Genomic DNA, 21,359 nt, shown 5'->3' with positions numbered 1-21,359 from the left:
TTCTCTTCAAGGGCAATCTGTGCGGGCAGATCCGCAGGCAAGGATCAGGCACATCCGTTCGTGCCGAGCCTGTCGAAGCACCGCGCGGCGCTTCGACAGGCTCAGCGTGAACGGGTTGGGGTAGGGGGCGGTCGCATCTTGACCAGTACTTTCCTGCCGTCAGTCGTTGCCAGGCTGGAGGGCGCGTATGCGCTCCACGTGCGCGAGCAGCGATCGCTGGGCCACCGGCCACATGCGCGGCGGCACATCGTCGTAGGCGTGGCGCACCCAGTCTTCCAGGGTGCCCCCGGGCAGCGCCTGCATGGCGGCCAGCACCTTGGCCTCTCGCGCCAGGCGGTGGGCCTTGAGCTTGGCGATGGCGCCGCGGGCCTGGCCCAGCACGTAGCCGTGTGCGGGCAGGATGAACTCCACGCCGTGCGTTGCGCAGATGGCGTCCAGCCGGTCCAGCGAGTCGAGGTAGTCGGCCATGTTGCCATCCGGCGGGTCCACCACCGTGGTGCTGCCGTTCAGGATGTGGTCGCCGCTGAACAGCAGGGCGTCTTCCACCAGCAGCAGGCACAGGTGGTTGGCGGCGTGGCCGGGTGTGTGAACGACTTGCAGGCTATGGGTCATTTCGCCCTGCGGCGTTTGTCCTGCGAGCGTGAGCAGCTCATTGTTTTGTAGCGAACGGTCTGGAGTGAAGGTACTGGCGGCACGTGCCGTTGGAGCCGACGGCAGCCCCAGGATGGGCGGCCGGGCCTTGCCAGCCTGTACGCACAGAGCCTGCAGCGGCGCGGCGCCGGGCGAGTGGTCGGCGTGCGAATGCGTGCACACGATCATGCGGATGTCGCCGCCGGCTGCACGCCAGAGCCTGTCGATGTGTTCCAGGTCCGCCGGACCGGGGTCAATGGCGATGAACCCCGTGGCCGGCTCGCCCACCAGGTAGCTGTTGGTGCCCGGCCCCGTCATCACGCCGGGGTTGGGGGCCGTGAGGCGCAGCACGTTGCGCAGCAGCGGCACGGGCTGTGCGGTCTGCCAGTCGAGCGGGTGGACGATCTGCCCATCGGGGCACACCAGGGCCAGCTCGCCGTAGGGCATGTCGCTTTCCATGTAGCGCGCCTCCCTGCCGGCCAGGGTGCCGGCGCGCGGGCAACTGGTCCACAGCGGGTGTTCGTCGGCCAGCGCGTCGAACACGGCCTGGGTGGTGTCGAAGCGGGCCAGCCGCTGCAGCGTGCGGATGGTCGGGAAGATCATGAAGAATTGTCCCGCCTCGTGCCGCGAGAGCGCGTCGGCGGGTTTCACCCACACGGGCTCGAACTGCTCGGCCTCGTCGGCGACGGGCTCCTGGCCTTCGGGCATGCGGGCCACGAGAAACGGCACGTCGAAGCGGCGCGGCAGGTCGCGGTCGGTGATCCAGTGCGCCAGCAGGAACACGCTGTCGGCCGCCAGCCGCAGGCCACGCGCGCTGCACTGCGCAGCGAAGGGCTGGTGGCGGTCCAGCGCGGCGATGTCGCTGGCGCCGGCCCAGCACCCGTCGGCGGCATGCCGCGCCAGGAGCACGCCCAGCTCCTCGAAGCTCTCGCGGATGGCGGCGATGGCCTGCGTCAGGTGCAGATCGCTTTGCGTGGGGCGGCGGTCTGCGGCGGCATGGGTTTGCGGGGCCGCATCCAGCGCATCGATGCCACCACCGGGGAACACGTAGGCGCCGGGCGCAAAGCTGGCCTTGTCGGAGCGCCGCGTCATCAGCACCTCGAGCCCGCCTGCCCCACCGGAGGCTGCGGCATCGCGCAGCAAAAGCACGGTGGCGGCGGGGCGTGTGGCGACGGGTTCGCGGAAGGGGTGGAGCTGTTGGATGGGACGGGGCATCGGGCCATTATCGAGGGGGGCGGGGCGTGGAGTCCGCGCCTGCTTGGCGGGGCTGGTCGAATCGACGGTCCTCCTGCATCACCCGTTTCGGGTTGAGCTGGCAGAAACCCGGCGCGTCCCCCCGCCCGTTTGGGTTGAGCTTGTCGAAACCTGGGCGCTGCTTGCGGGCTCGCTGATTGGCGGTGTGCCTGGTTCAAGGGCGGAGGCCGGGAGTTCGCCCCGGCGGGCGAGGTACTTCTTCTTTGCTTCGCCAAAGAAAAGTACCCAAAAGAAAGGCGACCCCCAGTCTGCGACCCCTTCGCTGCGCTACGGGGCAAACCTGCGTCGGGGCGGTTGCGGGGTGCGCCGCAGAACTCACTGCGCGCCTGGGGCGCTCCGTTCAGACAACTGCGGCGAGTCAGTGCACGAAGCATGCGCGCACTGGCGCGCATGCTCACCCCGCAACCGCCCCGCCGCAGGCGCAGCCAGCAGGGGGTGGACAGCCGAACATCCAAACAGCCACACGGGCCATTGCGTTGCTCGGCCCCCAAGACGCGGGCGCTTTGCGCCGCGCGCTGCGCAGGCGGTGCTGGGCCTGTCGAATTTGGGGCGCCTTGCCCCTCGCCCGTTTGGGTTGAGCTTGTCGAAACCTGGGTGCTGCTCGCGGGCTCGCTGATTGGGTGGTGTGCTTGTGTGGAGTGCGGGAGCCGGGGTGCGCGCCCGGCGGCGCGGTAACTTTCTTTCGCGTCGCCGAAAGAAAGTCACCAAAGAAAGGGCGACCCCCAGTCTGCGACCCCTTCGCTGCGCTACGGGGCGACCTGCGTCGGGGCGGTTGCGGGGTGCGCCGCAGAACTCACTGCGCGCCTGGGGCGCTCCGTTCAGACAACTGCGGCGAGTCAGTTCACGAGGCATGCGCGCACTAGCGCGCATGCTCACCCCGCAACCGCCCCGCCGCAGGCGCAGCCAGCAGGGGGTGGACAGCCGAACAGCCGAACAGCCGCACGGGCCATCGCTGCGCTTGGCCCGCCCGCGCAGCGCGTGGCGCTTGCGCCCGCGAGATGGGGCCGAGCAACGCGATGGCCCGTGAGGCTGTTCGGCTCCCCCATCCCTTCTGGATGCGCCTGGGGCGCGCAGGGGGCGGGGTGGGCGTGTGCCGCAGGACACACGCCTTCGTGCTCTGACTTGCCGCAGTTGTCTGAACGGAGCGCGCAGCGCGCAGTGAGTTCTGCGGCACACCCCGCGCCCGAGCACCCCGGGTTGCCCCGCAGCGCAGCGAAGGGGTCGCAGACAGCAGGGTCGCCTTTTCTTTGGTGCCTTTCTTTTGGCGAAGCAAAAGAAAGACACTCGCCGCCGGGCGACTCCCGGCCTCCGCCCTTGAACCAGGCATGCTGCCCCTCAGCGAGCCCGCGAGCGCGCCCCGGTTTCGACAAGCTCAACCCGAACGGGCGGGGGGTAAGGCGCCCCGGTTTCGACAAGCTCAACCCGAACGGGCGGGGGGTAAGGCGCCCCGGTTTCGACAAGCTCAACCCGAACGGGCGGGGTAAGGCGCCCCGGTTTCGACAAGCTCAGCCCGAAAGACTGAAGCCAGCATCGCGCACCGGGCGGGGCTCAATGGCCCGCCGGAACCGGACTGCTGCCGCGCACTGGAATGCCGCTGCGCCGATCCAGCACACCGCTGTAGTGCGTCAACCCCAGCGACACCAACACCACCACCGCCCCGATCCATGGCGTATGCATCAATCCCAGATGCGTCACGATCAACCCTCCACCCCACGCCGCCCCCGCAATCCCCAGATTGAACGCAGCAATGTTCAGCCCCGAAGCCACATCCACCGCCTGGGGCGTGAACCGCTCCGCCTGCTTGACCACGTAGACCTGCAGGCCGGGCACATTGCCGAATGCCACAGCACCCCACAACAGCACAGTGACCAAAGCCAGCCAGGGGTAGGGCGCGGTGAACTGCAGCAACAACAACACCGCAGCCAGCAGCGCAAAGATGATGCGCAGCGCGGGGATGGGCCCCAGCCGGTCGGCCAAGCGGCCGCCCCAGATGTTGCCAACCGCCACCGACACGCCGTACACCAGCATCACCCACCCCACGGCGCCCGCGCTGAAGCCCGAGATGTCCGTGAGGATGGGCGCGAGAAAAGTGAAGGGGATGAAGGTGCCGCCGTAGCCGACCGCCGTCTTGGCGTACACCAGCAGCAGGCGCGGCTCGGCCAGCACGCGGGCCTGTTGCAGCAGTGACGCAGGTGGCGTGTGCGCAATGCCGCGCGGCACGAACCAGGCGCTGCCGATGAAGGCCACCACGCCCAGCGCCGCCACGGCCAGGAAGGTCTCGCGCCAGCCGAAATGCTGGCCGATGAAGGTGCCCAGCGGCACGCCCGTGACCAGAGCCACCGTGAGACCCGTGAACATGATGGCAATGGCGCTCGCGGCCTTCTCGCGCGGCACGAGGCCGGTGGCGATGGTCGAGCCGATCGAGAAGAACACGCCGTGCGCCAGGCCAGTGAGGATGCGCGCGGCCACCAGCGTCTCGTAGCTGGGGGCCTGCCAGGCCAGCAGGTTGCCGGCGGTGAACAGCGCCATCAGCGACAGCAGCAGTGCCTTGCGCGGCACGCGGCCGGTGAGGGCGGTGAGCACGGGCGCGCCGATGGCCACGCCCAGGGCGTACAGACTGACCAGCAGGCCCGCCGAGGGGATGCTGATGGCCAAGTCGGCTGCCACGGTGGGCAGCAGGCCGACGATCACGAACTCGGTCGTGCCGATGGCGAATGCGCTGAGCGTCAGCGCGAGCAAGGCAATGGGCATAAAGGAACACTCCTGGTAGGCAATGGGTGAATGCCTGGAGTGTGGGTGCTTGTGATTTGCAGAAAAAGACGGTGATCGGCAGAACATACTTGCTGCCAAATCAATAATGGCGGGTTGTCTGAACCGAGGTGCATTCCATGAAAACCACGCTCGAAGAGCTGCAGGCCTTCGTCGCCGTCGTGGACGGTGGCTCCATCACCGCCGCCGCCGACCAGCTGGGCCAGACGGTCTCGGGCATCAGCCGGGCACTGGCAAGGCTGGAGAAAAAGCTCGACACCACGCTGCTGCGCCGCACCACCCGCCGCACCGAACTCACGGAGGAGGGCCAGGCCTTCCTGCAGCGCACGCGCGCCATCCTCGCGTCCATCGAAGACGCCGAAGAGCACATGGCCGCGCGCCGCCAGCAGCCCGCGGGGCGGCTGCGCGTGAATGCGGCCACGCCGTTCATGCTGCATGCGGTCGTGCCGCTGGTGCCGGCGTTTCGCAGCGCCTACCCGGAGATCACGCTGGAGCTCAACACGGACGAGGGCTACATCGACCTGCTGGAGCAGCGCACGGACGTGGCGATCCGCATTGGCCAGTTGCAGGACTCGACCCTGCACGCGCGCCCCCTGTGCACCACCCGCCTGCGGGTACTGGCCAGCCCCGAGTACCTGGCGCGCGCAGGCAGGCCCAAGAGCGTGACGGATCTGGCGGGGCACACGCTGCTGGGCTTCAACCAGCCCGAGTCGCTCAACCGCTGGCCGCTGCGGGGCGCGCATGGGGACCAGTGGCCCATCGTGCCCAGCCTCACCGCGTCGAGCGGCGAAACCCTGCGCCAGATGGCGCTCGCGCATGTGGGGCTGGTGTGTCTGTCGGACTTCATGACCGCAGGCGACCGCGATGGCGGCCGCCTGGTGCAGGTGCTGGCACGTGACACGGTGGAGGTGCGACAGCCCATCAACGCGGTGTACTACCGCAACACGCAGCTGGCCGCGCGCATCGCGTGTTTTCTCGATTTTCTGCAGGAGCGCATGGGCTGACGCGGCAGCCCCCGCGCTGCGCCGGCCAGGCTCAGCCGCGCGCTGGAATGTTCAGGCCCTTGGCCACTGCCGGGCGCTTCACGAACGCTGCCAGCACGCGCTCGATCTCCTTGAACTGGCCGAATTCCACCAGGTCGCCCGCGCCGTAGAAGCCCACCAGGTTGCGCACCCACGGCAGGATGGCGATGTCGGCAATGGTGTAGGTGTCGCCCATCACCCACTGGCGGCCCTTGAGGCGCTCGTCCAGTACCTTGAGCAAGCGCTTCGATTCCGCCACGTAGCGGTCGCGCGGGCGCTTGTCTTCATAGTCCTTGCCGGCGAACTTGTGGAAGAAGCCGAGCTGGCCGAACATGGGACCGAGGCCTCCCATCTGCCACATCACCCACTGCAGGGTCTCGTAGCGGCCGGCGATGTCCTGTGGCATCAGCTGGCCGGTCTTGCTGGCCAGGTACACCAGGATGGCGCCGGATTCGAAGAGGGCGATGGGTTTGCCGTCCGGTCCGTTGGGGTCGAGGATGGCCGGGATCTTGTTGTTGGGATTGAGCGAGAGAAATTCGGGCGAGGTCTGGTCGTTGGTCTCGAAGCTCACCAGGTGGGGCTCGTAGGGCAGGCCCAGTTCTTCGAGCGCGATGGATACCTTCACGCCATTCGGCGTGGGCAGCGAGTACAGCTGGATGCGCTGCGGCTGCTTGGCGGGCCATTTGGCTGTGATGGGGAAGGCGGACAGGTCGTGCTGGGGCATGCTGGAAGATCCTTCGTACGGTGGGGCTGGGGTGGCCTTTCAGGCCGGAGAAACGCAAGCCTAAACCGGCGCGGGAATCGGCGCACGCCAGGGGTTTGGCAGGCGGCGCGCCGCATCGGGCACGCTGGCGGCCTGCCCGGTCCTGCGACGATAATCCCGAGGATGCAGATTCGCTTCACCAAGATGCAGGGCGCGGGCAACGATTTTGTCGTGCTCGACGAGACACAGGCCCGTCTGGGCCTGTCCGCCGCGCAGTACCGCTTTCTGGCCGACCGCCACTTCGGCGTGGGCGCCGACCAGATCCTCACCGTGCGGCCATCACCCGGCGACGGCATCGACTTCGAATACGTGATCCACAACGCCGACGGCGGCGAGGTGGAGCAGTGCGGCAACGGCGCGCGCTGCTTTGCGCGCTTCGTGCACGACAAGGGCCTGACGGGCCGCGACACCATCCGCGTGCAGACCAAAAGCGGCGTGATCGCCCCCCACCTCACGGCCGACGGCCGGGTCACCGTGGACATGGGTCGCCCCGAGTTCGACCCGGCCAAGGTGCCGTTCGACCCCGCCGGCCTCACGCCCGTGGGCCAGGGTTCGGGGCAAAAATGGCCGCTGTCGCTTGATGGGCAAGCGCAGGAAGCTCCTGTTTTTGTAGCGGTGGCCTCCATGGGCAACCCGCATGCTGTGCAACTGGTGGATAACGTGGACACCGCCCCCGTCGCCCAGACCGGCCCGCTGATCGAGAACCACGTGCGCTTTCCCCAGCGCGTGAACGCCGGCTACCTGCAGATCGTGGACCGCCACCATGTGCGGCTGCGCGTGTTCGAGCGCGGCGTGGGCGAGACCCTGGCCTGCGGCACCGGTGCCTGCGCGGCCGTGGCCTCGGGCATCCGCCTGGGTTTGCTGGACGCCGAAGTGCAGGTCGAGACCCGCGGCGGGCTGCTGACCATCGCCTGGAGCGGCCGGGAGGCCGATTCCGTTTTCATGACCGGCCCGGCCACCACGGTGTTCGAAGGCCAGATCGACATTCCCGACAACCTCCTATGACGACCTCCCACATCCCACCGATCACCGAAGACGACATCGCCCAGTTCCTGACCAACACCCCTGGCTTCTTCGAGCGCCATGCCGAGGTGCTGGCCAGTGTGCAGATCACCAGCCCGCACGGCGCACGCGCCGTGAGCCTGCAGGAGCGCCAGGCCGAGATGCTGCGCGAGAAGATCAAGGGCCTGGAGCAGCGCATCATGGAGATGGTGCGCAACAGCACCGAGAACGCCGCCATTGCACACAAGGTGCACCAGTGGACCAGCGCGCTGCTGGAGGTCAAGGACCCGTTCGACCTGCCCCAGGCCGTGGTGGACGGCGTGCGCACGCTGTTCGACGTGCCCCAGGCGGCGGTGCGCGTGTGGGACGTGGCCGGACCGTACATCGATGCCGACTTCACTCAGGGCGCGAGCGAGGATGCTCGCGCGTTCGCCTCGTCGCTCACCATGCCGTTCTGCGGCCCCAACCTGGGCTTCGAGCCGGCGGGCTGGCTGGCGCTGGAGCCGGGAGAACCCGCCCAGTCGCTGGCGCTGCTGCCGCTGCGCTCGGGGGCCATCGACAGCGCCACGCCGGCGTTCGGCCTGCTGGTGCTGGGCTCGCCCGATGCGCAGCGCTTTGACGCGACCATGGGCACGGACTTCCTGGCGAGGATGGCCGAGCTGGCCAGTGCGGCCCTGATCCGCTTGAAATGAGCTCCCCCCTGAGACGCTTCGCGTATTACCCCCTGGGGGGGGACGCCACCCGTGGCCCGGCGAAGCCGGTTCCACGGTGGCGTTGGCGTGGGGGCGCGCCGGTTCCGACCGTCGCGCGGGTGGTTTAGGGCTTCGAGGCCGCTGCCGGTCTGTTTGGCGTTACCACCATGTCCGACGCTCCGGCTGCCTTGCCATTGCCCGCTGACCCGCAGGTGCTGCGCTATCTGGAGCATGTGCGGGTGGAGAAGCGGCTGGCGGACCGCACGCTCACGCTGTACACGCTGGACCTCGCGCGGCTGGCGCAGTTCGCGCACGGGGTGAATCTGCCGCTGCTGCAGCTGACGAGTGCGCACATCCGCCGTTTCGTGGCGCAGATGCACAGCGCGGGGCGCAGCGGGCGGGGGATTGCCCTCATTCTGTCGGGGTGGCGCGGATTCTTCACCTGGGCAGGGCGCCAGGGTCTGATCGACCACAACCCTGTGCAGGACGTGCGTGCACCCAAGGCGCCCAAGCCCCTGCCCAAGGCGCTGGGGGTGGACGACGCGGTGCGCCTGGCCGAATACGACAACACCGGCGCCGACCCCTGGCTGGAGGCGCGTGACGCGGCCATGGTCGAGCTGCTGTACGGCTGCGGCCTGCGGGTGGGCGAGCTGGCGGGTCTGGACGCCGTGCCGAGTGCCGACACACAGCGCCTGGGCCGTGGCTGGGTGGATCTGCAGGCCGGCGAGGCGCACGTTTTCGGCAAGGGCAGCAAGCGCCGCAGTGTTCCGGTGGGCCGTGCTGCCACCGCGGCGTTGCAGGCCTGGCTGGCACTGCGCGCCACGCCGTTTGGCGGCGAAGGCTCGGCGCGGCTGGACCCCGCGCTGTTCGTGGGGCAGCGCGGAGCGCGGCTCACGGCGCAGTCGATATGGCTGCGCCTGCGCCAGCGCAGCCAGCAGGCGGGGCTGACCACGCCGGTGCACCCGCACATGCTGCGCCACTCGTTCGCCAGCCACCTGCTTCAGAGCAGCGGCGACCTGCGCGCGGTGCAGGAACTGCTGGGGCACGCGAACATCACCACCACGCAGGTCTACACGCGGCTGGATTTTCAGCACCTGGCCAAGGTGTATGACGCGGCGCATCCTCGGGCGAGAAAAAAGTAGCCCCCTGAGCGGCTTCGCCGCTTCCCCCGACGGGGGACGCACCCCCTGGCCCGGCAAAGCCGGTTCCACGGGTGCACTCGCGGGGGCGGCGCGCGTTGCGGGCCTTGGGGGTGTGGCACCGGTGTCTGGCGCTGATCGGGCATGCCGGTGGGTTGGGGGGCTCGTTGTCTGGGGCCATGGAACCAAGATGTGAGGCCGTGCATCCGAGCAGGGGGCGCTTGCTGTAGGGCGCCTTGGAGTGTCTTGCCATGTTGCTGAAATGGGTCAAATCGAACCGTGGGTTCATCGTGTTGCTGCTGTGCTTCGGCATCTTTCGCACGGCGGTGGCGGACTGGAATCCGATTCCTTCGGGGTCCATGCGGCCTACGCTGCTGGAGGGGGATGTGGTGTTCGTCAACCGGCTGGCCTATGACCTGAAGGTGCCGCTGACCGATGTGGTCGTGGCGCGGCTGGGGGACCCGGCGCGGGGCGATGTGGTCACGTTCTCTTCGCCGCTGGACGGCACGCGGCTCATCAAGCGGATTGCGGCATTGCCAGGCGATACGGTGGAGATGCGCGACGAGGTGCTGTATCTCAACGGCCAGGCGGCGCGCTACGAAGCGCCCGAGGCGGTGACCGAGCACTTGGCAGAGTTGGGGGCCGACGTGCGCGCCACGCGCTGGACCGAGCGCCTGCAGGGGCATGAGCGCCGCGTGCAGTGGCTGCAGGGCGTCACGGCGCACAGCAGCTTCGGGCCGGTGACGGTGCCTGAGGGCCAGTACCTGGTGCTGGGCGACAACCGCGACAACAGTGCCGACTCGCGCTTCATCGGTTTCGTGCCCCGCCACCTGCTCATAGGTCAGGCACGCCGGGTGCTGGTATCGGCGGACATCCTCGACAACTGGGCGCCGCGCATCGGGCGCATCGGCCATCCGCTCTGAGATCCTGGACGGGTTCTGGGTCTACACGCTCCAGGGGCTCTCCCTTGCAGGGGTGCTCCCCGGCCTGCGGCAGCGACCTCAAGCTTGGACACGGAGCGCTGCGGATGTGCAAGCAGCCCCATCGCTGGCTTGTTCGCAGGCATTTGCTATCAGCTCTGGCATGCCGCTGCCCAGCGAGCGGGAAATGGCCAGACCAATGCGCGTGGCCTCCACGGCGTCATCCAGCGTGAGCGTGAGTGCACGCTCGCCGCGGCAGGCCGCCACAAAGTCGTTCATCTCGTGCAAAAAGGCGGACTCAAAACGCTCGTAGAAGTCCTTGAGCACCGCATGGCGCACGCCGTGGGCGTCGCTGCGCACCACACGGTCGCGGGCCGCGTGTTCGCCGACCAGCAGCTTGCCGGCGGTGCCAATGATTTCGGTGCTGGTCTCATGGCCGTGGGCCATCGTGCGCGAGGCGTAGAACACGGCCTTGGCGCCGCCCTCGAAATCCACGATGGCCAGTCCGTTGTCCACATCGCCGAATTCGGCCAGGCCCGGGTGCAGGGCGATGGTGCCCGTGGCGTAGGCCCGCAGGGCCTTGGGGCGCCCCAGCATCCAGCGCGCAAGGTCTATGTCATGCACGCTGCAGTCCATGAAGATGCCGCCCGAGGTGGGCGCAAAGCGCACGAAGAAACCATCGGGGTCGTTCTGATCGCAGGTCTGCGAGCGCACGAGGAAGGGGCGGCCGATCTCGCCCGCCGCGACGCTGGCCTGGGCTGCACGGTAGCTGGGGTCGAAGCGGCGCACAAAACCCACCATGGCCACGAGCTCCGGGTGCCTGGCGGCTTCGGCCAGCACACGTTCGCAATCGGGCACGTTCAGTGCGAGGGGCTTTTCCACAAATACATGCTTGCCCGCCTGCAGCGCCGCTATGGCCTGGTCTGCGTGCAGCGATGTGGGGGTGACCAGCACCACCGCGTCGATGTGGGGGTTGGCCAGCAGGTCCTCGTAGCGTGAATAGACCTGCTGGATGCCCAACTGTTCGCAAGCGTAGTCGCGCTCCGTGTCCACGGGGCTGCAGGCCGCGGCCAGCACGCAGTGGCGCGTCCTGTAGGCCAGGGCTTGCGCGTGGCGCTGGCCCAGGCGGCCCAGGCCCACGATGCCGATTCGCAAGGAAGAAGCAGTCATGCGCGCCTCAGAACGTGATGACGCGGTTGCTGGCCGCGCTCTCGGCCGCAGCGTCGGCCAGGATTTGCGCTTCCACGCCGTCCTGCACCGAGGTGCGGAAGCTGCCACCGTTTTGCAGCTGTGTGAAGAAGTGCTCGATCTCCAGCCGGTAGGCCGCAGCGTAGCGCTGCAGGAAGAAGGCTTCGGGGTTGTCCTGCGAGGTGCCCTGGGCCGTGGCCTGGGTCACTTCGCTGGGGCGGTGGTTGCCACACTGCAGCATGCCGGCCGAGCCGATCACCTCAAAGCGCTGGTCATAGCCGTAGGCGGCGCGGCGCGTGGTGTTGATCTGGCACAGGCGGCCGAGCGCGGTCTTGATGGTGACGGCGGTGCAATCAAAGTCGCCGGCCTGGCCGATGGCGGGGTCGGTCAGGCAGGAGCCGGTGGCGCTGAGCGAGGCGGCGCGGTCGCCATCGCCGCACAAGATCCAGCGGAACACGTCAAAGTCGTGGATCAGCATGTCGCGGAAAATGCCGCCGGACTGCTGGATGTACTCCACCGGCGGCGCGCCCGGGTCGCGGCTGGTGATGATCAGCATCTCGGGGTTGCCGATGTCGCCGCGGTCCAGGCGCTTCTTGGCCTCGTTGAAGGTGGGGTCGAAGCGGCGCTGAAAGCCGATCATGCATGCCACTCCGGCCTGCGCCACTACGGCGGCGCAGGCCTTGGCGCGTTCGGCCGACAGGTCCACGGGCTTTTCGCAAAAGATGTGCTTGCCGGCTTGTGCGGCACGGGTGATGAGGTCGCTGTGCGTGGTGGTGGGGCTGCCGATGACCACCGCGTCGATCGAGCGGTCGGCAAAGATGGCTTCGACGCTGTCCACGCGAGCGCCATGCTCCTGCGCCAGGGCTGCGGCGTTGGCGGCCATGGGGTCGCTCACCGCAGTGAGTTCGATGCCTGGCATGGCGGCGAGGTTGGCGGCATGGATGCGGCCAATGCGGCCGGCACCGAAAAGAGCTGCTTTTTTCATGGGGGCTTCAGTTCAGGAGTGGGAAGAACGGGTGCGTGCGGGTTGGTACTGCAGCTCCAGCCGGTAGGCCAGTGCCATGAACAGGCTTTGCACCACCGCCATGGTGTTGGTCAGTGCTCGGAAGCCAAAAACGCTGGTTTCGTTCACCAGGATGGAGGTGTGCGCGTAGCGCGCCATCGGGCTCAGGCTGCTGTCGGTGATGCAGATGATGCTTGCCCCCCGTGCATGGGCTTCGGACACGATGTGTTCGGTCTCGGGCGCGTAGGGCGCGAAGGAAATCGCCACCATCACGTCGCCGTGGCGTAGCCCGCGCAACTGGCCGTCCTGCATGCTGCCCATGGCTGTGATCTGCTGCACCCGCTTTTCGGTGTGCTGCAGCGCGTAGGTGAGGTAGGTGGAAATGGCAAACGAGCGGCGCGATGCCATGAGCCACACCGCGTCCGCTCGGAACAGCAGGTCCACCGCCGCGTCGAACGCGGGCTCCTGCAGGCTGCGTTGCAACTCTTGCATGCCGGCAATGCTGCCGCCGATGACGGCATTGACGATGTCCGCGCTGCTCAGGTCATTGGCGCCGGACTCAATCGCACCGCGGATGCGCGATTGGTAGTCCCGGCTGGGAGAGATCTGCTTGGCCAGGCCGTCGCGAAACAGCTTCTGCATCTCCGTGAAACCACTGAAGCCGAAATGCTTGGCAAACCGCACGACTGCGGAGGGCTGCACCTCGCACTGCTCGGCCACTTGCTGAATCGACTGGATGCCCAACTGGCCCCGGTGCTGCTCGACATAGGCGCCGATCTGCTTGAGCTGTCGGCTCAGGCCGGGGTATTCGCGGGCCATCGCGGCGATCAGGGCTTCCTCGCTCTCGGGGGCTTGGGGGGGGGTGGGTGTACTCATGCGGGTGGGCTCATCTTTAGAACAAATTATCCGCCGTCAGAATGCCAAGGAAAGAAAATTCTTTCCAGGGTTTTCACCTATTAGAATTTAATTTCTATTTTTGGTCGGAATAGATAGACTTCTTCGCAGATGCCGGCAAGCCCTGCGTCCGCTGCCTTGCAGTGAAGTTTTTACCTTCCACAAGTGCTTTTAAAAATATTGGAGGCCGTATGAAGAACCTGAAGTCGTCCCGCAAGACGTTGGCAAAAACCCTGCTGCTCAGCGCGCTTCTGGCGGTTGGCGGCCTGGCTGCTGCGCAGTCCAAGATCGCGCTGATCAGCCACGCACCCGATTCCGACTCCTGGTGGAACACCATCAAGAATTCCGTCAAGCATGCGGGAGAGGATTACGGCGTGCAGGTGGACTACCGCAATCCACCCAACGGTGATCTGGCCGACATGGGCCGCCTGATCGAGCAGGCCGCTGCCCAGGGTTACGACGGGGTGGTGGTGACGATTGCCGACTACAACGTGCTGCACAGCTCCATCAAGAAACTTGCCGACAAGAAGATCCCATTCATCACCATCAACTCCGGCACCATCGAGCAGAGCGAAAAGCTCGGTGCCGTCATGCACGTAGGCCAGCCCGAGTACGAAGCCGGCAAGGGCGCCGGCTTGCGCGCCAAGGCCGACGGCGTGAAGTCATTCCTGTGCGTGAACCACTATGCGACCAACCCTGCATCGTTCGAGCGCTGCCGCGGGTTTGCCGAAGCCATCGGCGCCGACTTCAGGAAGAGCACCATCGATTCGGGTGACGACCCCACGGGCATAGAAGCCAAGGTGTCTGCCTACCTGCGCCAGAACCCCGGCACCGGCGCGGTGCTGACCCTCGGACCCACCTCCGCACACCCCACGCTCAAGGCGCTGGAAAAAGCCGGCCTCAAGGGGAAGATGTGGATGGCCACCTTTGATTTGTCGGACGACATCTCCAAGGGCATCAAGGATGGCTCGATCAAGTTCGGCATCGACCAGCAACCCTACCTGCAGGGCTACATCCCTGTCGCCGTCCTGGCCACCATGAAGTCGATGAAAGCCATGAAGGGCGCCGACCTGGCTGCGGTGTCTGCGGCCGTCAATGGCAATGCCACGACCACGGCGCGCTTCGTGGAATACGGGCTGGCGCCCGCCTACGGACCCCGCCACATCGGATCCGGCCCGGGCTTTGTCACCAAGGACAACATCGGCAAGGTCGAGAAGTACGCGGGCCAGTACCGCTAGTCGCTTGCCGCCGCGACGGTGCGGGCGCGCATGCTTCTTGCGCGTCGTCGGCAGTTCGTCCACCTTCCGTATTCCTGCGTGACTCCCATGACACCCATCGCCCCCACATTCGCCTCCAAAGCCCCCGCCGACGAGAGGGTTCGAGAGGTCGGCCTGCTGCGCAAGCTCATGGCGCGCCCCGAGTTCGGTGCACTGGCCGGCACCCTGCTGGTCTTCGCCATGTTCGCGTCCAGCGCCGGCGGCTCCGGCATGTTCAACCCCGAAGGCATCATCAACTGGAGCACCGTGGCGGCCTACCTGGGTGTGTTGGCCGTGGGAGCGGCGCTGCTCATGATCGCCGGAGAGTTCGACCTCTCAGTGGGCTCCATGATCGGTTTTGCCGGCATGCTGCTGGCCATTCCTGCCCTGTACTGGGGCTGGCCCATCTGGCTGGCGGTGGTTTTTGCGTTCATGTCGGCCATGGCCCTCGGGTGGCTCAACGGCTGGCTCGTCGTGCGCACGGGCCTGCCCTCGTTCATAGTGACGCTGGCCTTCTTCTTCATCCTGCGCGGCCTGTCGCTGGCGGTGTCCGTGCTCTTCACGGGAAAGACCATTCTCAGCGGCAATGGCGACCTGGTGCTGCGCGAGCTGATCGCCCAGGACCCGGTGATCTCCTTTCTGTTCAGCGGCTACACCCTGACCGGGGTGTTCGACAGCCTCGCCCGCATGGGCGTGATCGCGGCCCGCGACGACGGCACCGCACTGGCCACCGGCATTCCCAAGGCGGTGATCTGGTGGCTGGTGCTGACTGCTGTGGGTGCGTTTGTGCTGGCCCGCACCCGCATGGGCAACTGGATCCAGGCGGTGGGTGGCGACCCCCATGCCGCCAAGAACGTGGGCATTCCCGTGGCCCGGGTCAAGATCAGCCTGTTCGTCGTCATGGCGCTTTGCTCCACCGTGTTTGCAGTGCTGCAGGTGGCCGATGCCGGATCTGCGGCGGCGGACCGCGGGTTGCAGAAGGAGTTTGAAGCCATCATCGCCGCAGTCATTGGTGGCTGCCTGCTCACCGGCGGCTATGGCTCGGTGATCGGCGCGGCCTTTGGCGCGCTGATCTTCGGGATGGTGCAGATCGGCATTGGCTACACCAGCATCGACAACAACTGGTACCGCGTGTTTCTGGGGCTCATGTTGCTGATAGCGGTGCTGTTCAACAACTACATCCGGTCTCGCTTCGCAGCAAGCCGCCGTTAACCCCCAGCGAGACAGACCATGAGCGACTACATCCTTCAGCTCGAAGACATCAGCAAGTTCTTCGGCCCGGTGATTGCCCTGGGCGGCGTGACACTGCGTCTGCGCCGTGGCGAAGTGCATTGCCTGCTGGGCGACAACGGTGCGGGCAAATCGACCCTGATCAAAATCCTGGCCGGCGTGCACATGCCTGACGAGGGCCAATATCTGCTGGAAGGCAAGCCCGTGCGCTTCGCCTCCCCCCGGCAGGCGCTGGATGCGGGCATCGGGACCGTCTACCAGGACCTGGCACTCGTGCCCCTGATGAGCGTCGCGCGCAACTTCTTCATGGGCCGTGAGCCGATCAAGCAGCTGCTGGGCTTCATACCGGTCATGGACCACGCGCTGGCCGCAGCGACGGCGGGCGACAAGCTGCGCAACATGGGTATCCGCATCCGCGACGCCAACCAGATGGTGGGCACCATGTCGGGCGGCGAGAAGCAGTGCCTGGCGATTGCGCGCGCCATCCATTTCGGCGCCAAGGTGCTCATCCTCGACGAGCCGACGGCAGCCCTGGGCGTCAAGCAGTCGGCCAATGTGCTCAAGCTCATCGCCACGGCGCGTGCACGCGGCATTTCAGTCATCTTCATCACGCACAACGTGAACCATGCCTACCCGATCGCGGACAGCTTCACATTGCTCAACCGCGGCAAATCGCTGGGTACCTTCCCGAAAAATGAGATCAGCAAGGACGAAGTGCTGGACATGATGGCGGGCGGGGAGGAAATGCACAAGCTCATCGCCGACCTCGAAGGCGTAACGATTTAAGTACACCATGACACAGCTGAAATTTCCCCAAGGGCGGGACATCGATCTCGCCTGCCTGGGCCGACTCGCGGTCGACCTGTATGCGCAGCAGTTCGGCAGTGCGCTGGAGGATGCCCGCACCATGGCCATGTACCTGGGCGGGAGCTCCGCCAACCTGGCTTTCGGCGTGGCGCGCCTGGGCCTGCGCAGTGCCATGGTCTCGCGGGTGGGCGACGAGCAGATGGGCCGCTTCCTCATCCAGACGCTGCAGGCCAATGGCTGTGACACGAGCCAGGTGCAGGTGGACGACCGCCGCCTCACGGCACTGGTGCTCCTGGGCATCAAGGACCGCGAGACCTTTCCGCTGCTGTTTGTGCGCGAGAACTGTGCCGATATGGCGCTGGACGCTGCGCTCATCCATGAGGATTTCATTGCCCGTTGCCGCGCGCTCGCCATTACCGGCACCCATCTTTCCACGCCGGGCACCCGCGCCGCATCCACACGCGCCCTGGAATTCGCGCACAGGCACGGTGTCGTGCGCGTGCTGGACATCGACTACCGCCCCGTGCTGTGGGGCCTGACAAGCCGCGGCGCCGGCGAGAACCGCTATGTGCCCGATGCGGCCGTGACGCAGCAGCTGCAAGAGCTGCTGCCGCAGTTCGATCTGCTGGTGGGCACGGAAGAAGAGTTCTTCATCGCCGGGGGGGTACCCAACGACCTGATGGCCAGCCTGCGTGCGGTGCGGGCGCGCAGCCAGGCGGTGCTCGTGGTCAAGCGGGGCGCCGCAGGCTGCTCTGTCATCGAAGGCGCGATTCCCGCCGCCATTGACGATGCGCCGACCTTCCAGGGCGAGCGCGTGGAAGTGCTCAATGTGCTGGGCGCGGGCGACGCGTTCCTGTCGGGCCTGATGGCCGGCCTGTTGCAGGGCAAGGACTGGGCAGAGGCCACGCAAACGGCCAATGCCTGCGGTGCCATCGTGGTCTCGCGCCACGCATGTTCCGACGCCATGCCCACGCCCGCCGAGCTGGCCCACTGGTTTGGCGGCAGCCGCAATCCCCGGGTGGATGCGGACGCTCAGCTCGCCCACCTGCACCGCGTGACTGCGGCCCGCCCTGAGTGGCGGGAGCTGTGCGTGATGGCCTTTGACCACCGCAGCCAGTTCTATGACCTGTGCAGGGAGGCCGGTGCGCACGATTCGCGCGTTCCGGCACTCAAGAAGCTGCTGGTGCAGGCAGCCGCGCAGGTCGAGCGGCAGTCGAAGCTGCAGGGCAGCATCGGCGTGTTGGTGGATGGCGGCAGCTACGGCGCCGACGCGCTGGCCAGCGCCACGGGACGCGGCTGGTGGGTGGGCCGCCCGGTGGAGCTGCCAGGCTCGCGCCCGCTGCGTTTCGACGGCACCCGATCCATCGGCAGCGCGCTGACGCACTGGCCTGGCGAACAGGTGGTGAAGTGCCTGGTGCACTACCACCCCGACGACCACTACGCGCTGCGCTTGGAGCAGGAGCAGAAGGTGCTGGAGCTGTGGGAGGCCACGCGCGCCAGCGGCAATGAGCTGCTGCTCGAAATCATTCTGCCCAAGACGATGACCTTGGCGAGCGCCGACGATGAAGGCGCGCTGCGCGCCGTCAAGCGTTTCTACAACCTGGGCGTGAAGCCCGAGTGGTGGAAGCTGGCGCCCATGCAGGCCGCGGGCTGGGCCGCATTGGAGGCGCTTGTCGCCGAGCGCGACCCTCACTGCCGCGGCGCCGTCATCCTGGGATTGAACCAGCCGATCGCTCATCTGATGGACAGTTTTCGTGACGCCACCAACCCGGTCGTCAAGGGCTTCATGGTGGGGCGCAGCCTGTGGGCCGATGCCTCGCTGCGCTGGCTCGGCGGCGCCATTGACGACGCAGCCCTTGTGGCGGAGGTGGCGCGCAATTTCACGACGCTGGTGGACGCCTGGCGCAATCGCCGCGCTCCGCTTCGCGCTGCCGCCTGAACCTTCGCTCTCCGACACCCATGACCAGAACCCAACGACTCACGCTCTCGCAGGCGCTGGTCAAGCACCTGGCCGCGCTGCGTGTGGAAATGCACGACGGCAGCATAGAGCCCTACTGCGGCGGCGTTTTCACCATCTTTGGACACGGCAACGTGGCCGGTTTTGGCGAGGCCCTGTGGGCTGAGCGCCAGGCCCTGCCCACTTATCGCGCCCACAACGAACAGGGCATGGCGCATGCGGCCATTGCCTACAGCAAAGCCCATCTGCGCCAGCGCATCCTGGCGGTCAGCACCAGCATCGGTCCGGGCGCCACCAACCTGGTCACCGCGGCTGCCGTCGCCCACGTCAACCGGCTGCCCGTGCTCCTGCTGCCGGGCGACACCTTTGCCTCACGCGCGCCAGACCCGGTACTGCAGCAGGTGGAGAGCTTTCAGCAGGGCGACCTGAGCGCCAATGACTGCTTCCGCCCGGTCACGCGTTTCTTTGACCGCATCACGCGGCCCGAGCAGATCCTCACGGCCCTGCCGCGTGCCATCGCGGTCATGACCGACCCAGCCAACTGCGGGCCCGTGTGCCTGGCCCTGCCACAGGACATCCAGACGCATGCCTTTGATTGCCCGGAAAGCTTTCTGCACCCCGACCTGATCCAGGTCCGCCGCCCGCCGCCCGATGCGCGTGAGCTGCGCAGGTCGGTGGCGCTGTTGAAGACCGCCCGGCAACCACTCATCGTGGCCGGCGGTGGCGTTCTCTACAGCCATGCGGGTGAAGCGCTGCGCGCCTTTGCCGAACAGCACGGCGTGCCGGTGGTGGAGTCGCATGGCGGCAAGAGCAGCCTGCCCTGGGACCACCCGCTCAACCTGGGGGCCATCGGCGTGGACGGCGCGCCCAACGCCAATGTGCTGGCGCGCGAGGCCGATGTGGTGCTGGCCGTAGGCACCCGCCTGCAGGACTTCACCACGGGTTCGCACGCGCTCTTTGCCAACGCGAAGCTGCTGAGCCTGAATGTGCAGAGCTTTGACGCCAGCAAGTGGAATGGCACTTCCCTGGTGGCCGACGCCCTGGAGGGCTTGCAGTCCCTGGGAAGCGCTCTGGGCGGCTGGAAGGCTGAACCCGCCTGGACCACGCGAGCGCGGGATGAGGCTGCACGCTGGAACGCACGCGTGACCGAGCTGACCACGGCCGCGCCGCAACCCGGCGTATTGCCGTACGACGCCGAAGTGATCGGCGCGGTGCGCGATTCGCTCAACGACGCCGGCGGCGACAGCGCCGTGCATGACGTCGCCATTTGCGCCGCAGGCACCTTGCCTGCCGAGCTGCACAAGCTCTGGCGTGCCAGCCGTCCCGGCAACTACCACATGGAGTACGGCTACTCCTGCATGGGCTATGAGATTGCCGGCGGCCTGGGCGTGAAGATGGCGCGCCCCCACCAGGAAGTCATCGTGATGGTGGGCGACGGCTCGTACATGATGATGAACTCCGAGCTGGCCACATCGGTCATGCTGGGCAAGAAGATCATCGTGGTGGTGCTGGACAACCGCGGCTACGGCTGCATCCAGCGCCTGCAGGCGGCGTCTGGCAGCGCGGCCTTCAACAACCTGCTGGATGACTGCGTGCCTGAAGGCGGCGAAGCCAGCAGCATCGACTTTGCCATGCATGCGCGCAGCCTGGGGGCCGATGCCGTGCATGTGGCCAGCGTGGCCGAGCTCAAGGCCGCCATGGTCCAGGCCCGCGCGGCCCAGCGCAGCCAGGTGCTGGTCATCAACACCACCCATACCCGTACATCCGAAGGCGGCTGCTGGTGGGAGGTGGCCATTCCCGAGGTGTCCGAGCGCAGCGAGGTGCGGGACGCCCATGCCCGCTACGTGGCCGGCAAGCAAGAACAACGTGTGTGATTCTTTTGGGATCTGAAGGAAGCAGTGCCATGACCTGGAATGTCCGTATCGGGATCAACCCGCTCTCCTGGATGAACGACGACCTGCCCTCGCTGGGCGGCGAGACATCTTTGGAAACCGCCTTGCGCGAAGGCAAGGAAATCGGCTACGAAGGCTTCGAGCTGGGCAACAAGTTTCCCAAGGACGGCCCGGCGCTGAAAGCCAAGCTTGACGAGTTCGGCCTGGCCTGCGTGTCGGGCTGGTACTCGGGCTTTCTGGCCGAGGTGGCCGCTGGCCGGAGCAATGCCGATGCCGTGGCAGCGGAGATCGATCGCTGCAGAGCCCACATGGAAAAACTGCAGTACAACGGCGTGAAGGTGGTGGTGTACGGCGAATGCGCAGGCACCGTGCAGGGACAGATCGACACGCCGGTGGGCAAGCGTCCCAAGTTCGCCAGCGAAGCGCTCTGGCAAGGCTATGCCGAGCGCCTGAATGCCTTTGGCGAGCACCTGCTCAAGGCCTACGGCATCCAGCTGGCCTACCACCACCACATGGGCGCGTATGTGGAGTCTCCCGCTGATGTGGACAAGCTCATGCAGCTGACGGACCCTGCCAAGGTGTTCCTGCTGTTCGACACCGGCCACGCGTACTTTGGTGGCGCTGCCGACCCCGTGGCGCTGCTGCGAAAACACGTCAAGCGCGTGGTGCATGTGCACTGCAAGGACGTGCGCGCCCCGGTGATTGCACAAGCGCGCAACGACGGCTGGAGCTTTCTGAACGGCGTGATCAACGGCACCTTCACCGTGCCCGGTGACGGCAGCATCGACTACGCCGCCGCGCTGGCAGTGCTGCGCGAGGCCGGCTACGAAGGCTGGCTGGTGGTGGAGGCCGAGCAGGACCCCGCCGTGGCACCGAGCTACCAGTACGCCAAGAAAGGCTTCGAGACACTCAGCGGCCTGGTCAGAGACCTGGCCTGATCT

Annotated in this window: 17 protein-coding genes; 11 read left to right on the top strand and 6 right to left on the bottom strand. The window is 67.0% G+C overall.

Annotation, left to right across the window (positions count from 1 at the left end; all coding sequences use genetic code 11):
• Positions 1-159: 159 nt before the first annotated feature.
• Positions 160-1,845 (bottom strand): MBL fold metallo-hydrolase, encoded by a 1,686-nt coding sequence (locus KW835_RS03565; RefSeq protein ID WP_218380882.1) that lies wholly within the window; start codon positions 1,843-1,845, stop codon positions 160-162.
• A 1,587-nt stretch (positions 1,846-3,432) separates the two neighbouring features.
• On the bottom strand, positions 3,433-4,635 hold the full coding sequence (locus KW835_RS03560) for an MFS transporter (RefSeq protein ID WP_218380881.1): 1,203 nt from the start codon (positions 4,633-4,635) through the stop codon (positions 3,433-3,435).
• Between the two features lie 137 nt (positions 4,636-4,772).
• Here KW835_RS03560 and KW835_RS03555 point away from each other — a divergent pair, with 137 nt between their 5' ends.
• Entirely contained in the window at positions 4,773-5,657 is an 885-nt protein-coding gene (locus KW835_RS03555; RefSeq protein ID WP_218380880.1) for a LysR family transcriptional regulator, read from the top strand.
• A 31-nt stretch (positions 5,658-5,688) separates the two neighbouring features.
• Here the strand turns inward: KW835_RS03555 and KW835_RS03550 are convergent, their stop codons facing one another.
• Positions 5,689-6,399, bottom strand: a complete 711-nt coding sequence (locus KW835_RS03550) for a glutathione S-transferase N-terminal domain-containing protein (protein WP_218380879.1) — start codon at positions 6,397-6,399, stop codon at positions 5,689-5,691.
• Between the two features lie 162 nt (positions 6,400-6,561).
• On the opposite strand from KW835_RS03550, the gene dapF reads away from it, so the two are divergent.
• The 4 genes from dapF (at position 6,562) to lepB (ending at position 10,194) form a co-directional block, all read left to right on the top strand.
• Positions 6,562-7,443: a diaminopimelate epimerase gene (gene dapF / locus KW835_RS03545; RefSeq protein ID WP_218380878.1), complete on the top strand. Its 882-nt coding sequence runs from the start codon at positions 6,562-6,564 to the stop codon at positions 7,441-7,443.
• Positions 7,440-8,132 (top strand): DUF484 family protein, encoded by a 693-nt coding sequence (locus KW835_RS03540; protein WP_218380877.1) that lies wholly within the window; start codon positions 7,440-7,442, stop codon positions 8,130-8,132. The genes dapF and KW835_RS03540 overlap by 4 nt, the downstream gene beginning before the upstream one ends.
• 167 nt (positions 8,133-8,299) lie before the next feature.
• Positions 8,300-9,274 (top strand): tyrosine recombinase XerC, encoded by a 975-nt coding sequence (locus tag KW835_RS03535; RefSeq protein WP_218380876.1) that lies wholly within the window; start codon positions 8,300-8,302, stop codon positions 9,272-9,274.
• A gap of 248 nt (positions 9,275-9,522) precedes the next feature.
• Positions 9,523-10,194 carry a signal peptidase I gene (gene lepB / locus KW835_RS03530; protein ID WP_218380875.1) on the top strand — a complete coding sequence of 224 codons (672 nt, stop codon included), beginning with the start codon at positions 9,523-9,525 and terminating at the stop codon, positions 10,192-10,194.
• 78 nt (positions 10,195-10,272) lie between these two features.
• Here lepB and KW835_RS03525 read toward each other — a convergent pair whose 3' ends face one another.
• Genes KW835_RS03525 through KW835_RS03515 form a run of 3 tightly spaced genes read right to left on the bottom strand, consistent with a single transcriptional unit; the run spans position 10,273 to position 13,258 of the window.
• A complete protein-coding gene (locus KW835_RS03525; RefSeq protein WP_218380874.1) occupies positions 10,273-11,361 on the bottom strand; it encodes a Gfo/Idh/MocA family oxidoreductase in 1,089 nt (362 codons plus the stop codon).
• A gap of 7 nt (positions 11,362-11,368) precedes the next feature.
• Positions 11,369-12,364: an inositol 2-dehydrogenase gene (gene iolG / locus KW835_RS03520; protein WP_218380873.1), complete on the bottom strand. Its 996-nt coding sequence runs from the start codon at positions 12,362-12,364 to the stop codon at positions 11,369-11,371.
• 12 nt (positions 12,365-12,376) lie between these two features.
• On the bottom strand, positions 12,377-13,258 hold the full coding sequence (locus KW835_RS03515) for a MurR/RpiR family transcriptional regulator (protein WP_218380872.1): 882 nt from the start codon (positions 13,256-13,258) through the stop codon (positions 12,377-12,379).
• A gap of 209 nt (positions 13,259-13,467) precedes the next feature.
• Here KW835_RS03515 and KW835_RS03510 point away from each other — a divergent pair, with 209 nt between their 5' ends.
• The 6 genes from KW835_RS03510 (at position 13,468) to iolE (ending at position 21,356) form a co-directional block, all read left to right on the top strand.
• Positions 13,468-14,514 (top strand): sugar ABC transporter substrate-binding protein, encoded by a 1,047-nt coding sequence (locus tag KW835_RS03510; RefSeq protein ID WP_218380871.1) that lies wholly within the window; start codon positions 13,468-13,470, stop codon positions 14,512-14,514.
• Positions 14,515-14,601: 87 nt separating this feature from the next.
• Positions 14,602-15,744 (top strand): ABC transporter permease, encoded by a 1,143-nt coding sequence (locus tag KW835_RS03505; protein ID WP_218380870.1) that lies wholly within the window; start codon positions 14,602-14,604, stop codon positions 15,742-15,744.
• Between the two features lie 18 nt (positions 15,745-15,762).
• Positions 15,763-16,548 carry an ATP-binding cassette domain-containing protein gene (locus KW835_RS03500; protein WP_218380869.1) on the top strand — a complete coding sequence of 262 codons (786 nt, stop codon included), beginning with the start codon at positions 15,763-15,765 and terminating at the stop codon, positions 16,546-16,548.
• A gap of 7 nt (positions 16,549-16,555) precedes the next feature.
• The gene (iolC, locus tag KW835_RS03495; protein WP_218380868.1) at positions 16,556-18,508 is read left to right on the top strand and encodes a 5-dehydro-2-deoxygluconokinase; all 1,953 of its coding nucleotides are present in this window, start codon (positions 16,556-16,558) and stop codon (positions 18,506-18,508) included.
• A gap of 20 nt (positions 18,509-18,528) precedes the next feature.
• The gene (gene iolD, locus KW835_RS03490) at positions 18,529-20,400 is read left to right on the top strand and encodes a 3D-(3,5/4)-trihydroxycyclohexane-1,2-dione acylhydrolase (decyclizing) (RefSeq protein WP_218380867.1); all 1,872 of its coding nucleotides are present in this window, start codon (positions 18,529-18,531) and stop codon (positions 20,398-20,400) included.
• Between the two features lie 29 nt (positions 20,401-20,429).
• Positions 20,430-21,356, top strand: coding sequence for a myo-inosose-2 dehydratase (gene iolE / locus KW835_RS03485; RefSeq protein WP_218380866.1), 927 nt, complete (start codon positions 20,430-20,432; stop codon positions 21,354-21,356).
• The last annotated feature ends 3 nt before the right edge of the window (positions 21,357-21,359 follow it).

It is taken from the genome of Acidovorax sp. sic0104 (assembly GCF_019219095.1).
In the GTDB taxonomy this organism is placed as follows: Bacteria; Pseudomonadota; Gammaproteobacteria; order Burkholderiales; family Burkholderiaceae_C; genus Acidovorax.
This window is presented reverse-complemented; position numbering and strand designations above follow the sequence as displayed.